The sequence below is a fragment of the Oleiphilus sp. HI0067 genome (assembly GCF_001635735.1).
The window spans coordinates 1-1,832 of record NZ_LWFI01000627.1 but is presented as its reverse complement, the minus strand read 5'-3'; the positions used below and the strand labels follow the sequence as shown (position 1 = coordinate 1,832).

The following is a 1,832-nucleotide window of genomic DNA, read 5'->3' as shown; positions in this document are numbered from 1 at the left end:
TCCATTATCGGTGAAGATTCCATCCGTACCTGTGTATGCAACATCTGAGATACTCAGCGTATCACCATCAACATCCGACGCTCCCGCCAACAGATCCCCATCTGTAAGCGTGATCGTCCCGTCTTCGTTCATCTGGAAATTCTGATCCTGCGCGACCGGCAGATCATTCACTGGGTTCACTGTCAAATCGATATTGGCTGCGACTGTCGCTTCACCATCGAATACATCGAAACTAATATCGAGATCACCATTGAAGTTTGCAGCCGGTGTCAGCGTGAACGTCCCATCACCATTATCTGTAATCGTCAGTTCCGGATTGGCTGTCTGTAGATTCAACGCCGTGAGCGTATCACCATCCACATCACTCGCTTGCGCCAAGAGCTGCTCTTGGCTCAGTGTGATACTTCCATCCTCATCAATTGCATACGCCAAGTTACCTGAAACTGGCGGGTCATTCACAGGAACAACTACGATATTCGCTTGGGCCGTATCGGTACCACCCTGACCATCAGACACGGTAAAGTCGACGGTGACATTACCATTGAAGTTCTCATTCGGTGCAAAGGTATATGTGTCATCTCCATTATCGGTGAAGATTCCATCCGTACCTGTGTATGTAACATCTGAGATACTCAGCGTATCGCCATCAACATCCGACGCTCCTGCCAACAGATCCCCATCTGTAAGCGTGATCGTCCCGTCTTCGTTCATCTGGAAATTCTGATCCTGCGCGACCGGCAGATCATTCACTGGGTTCACTGTCAAATCGATATTGGCTGCAACTGTCGCTTCACCATCGAATACATCGAAACTAATATCGAGATCACCATTGAAGTTTGCAGCCGGTGTCAGGGTGAACGTCCCATCACCATTATCTGTAATCGTCAGTTCCGGATTGGCTGTCTGTAGATTCAACGCCGTGAGCGTATCACCATCCACATCACTCGCTTGCGCCAAGAGCTGTTCTTGGCTCAGTGTGATACTTCCATCCTCATCAATTGCATACGCCAAGTTACCTGAAACAGGGAAGTCGTTCACAGGAACAACTACGATATTCGCTTGGGCCGTATCACTCGCACCCTCAGCATCTAACACAACCACATCGAGGACAATGTCACCATTGAAATTCTCATTCGGAATAAAACTAAAGGAGCCATCATCATTCTCACTCAGCGTTCCATCTGATCCTGAGTAGCTCACACCTTGCAGACTCACATCACCTTCAACGTCACTTGAATTCGCCAAAAGCTGTGCAGGTGTCAATGTAATTGTACCGTCCTCATTCATGCTGAAAGACGTATCCCCTGCAACTGGCGGGTCATTCACAGGAACAACTACAATATTCGCTTGGGCCGTATCTGTACCACCCTGACCATCAGACACGGTAAAGTCGACGGTGACATTACCATTGAAGTTCTCATTCGGTGCAAAGGTATATGTGTCATCTCCATTATCGGTGAAGATTCCATCCGTACCTGTGTATGTAACATCTGAGATACTCAGCGTATCGCCATCAACATCCGACGCTCCCGCCAACAGATCCCCATCTGTAAGCGTGATCGTCCCGTCTTCGTTCATCTGGAAATTCTGATCCTGCGCGACCGGCAGATCATTCACTGGGTTCACTGTCAAATCGATATTGGCTGCGACTGTCGCTTCACCATCGAATATATCGAAACTAATATCGAGATCACCATTGAAGTTTGCAGCCGGTGTCAGCGTGAACGTCCCATCACCATTATCTGTAATCGTCAGTTCCGGATTGGCTGTCTGTAGATTCAACGCCGTGAGCGTATCACCATCCACATCACTCGCTTGCGCCAAGAGCTGTT

The 1,832-nt window shown here is 48.6% G+C and carries 1 protein-coding gene; it reads right to left on the bottom strand.

Annotated elements, in window-relative coordinates; genetic code table 11:
- Positions 1 to 1,832: tandem-95 repeat protein (locus A3739_RS06960; protein ID WP_156502433.1), on the bottom strand; the 1,832-nt coding region annotated here is incomplete at both ends.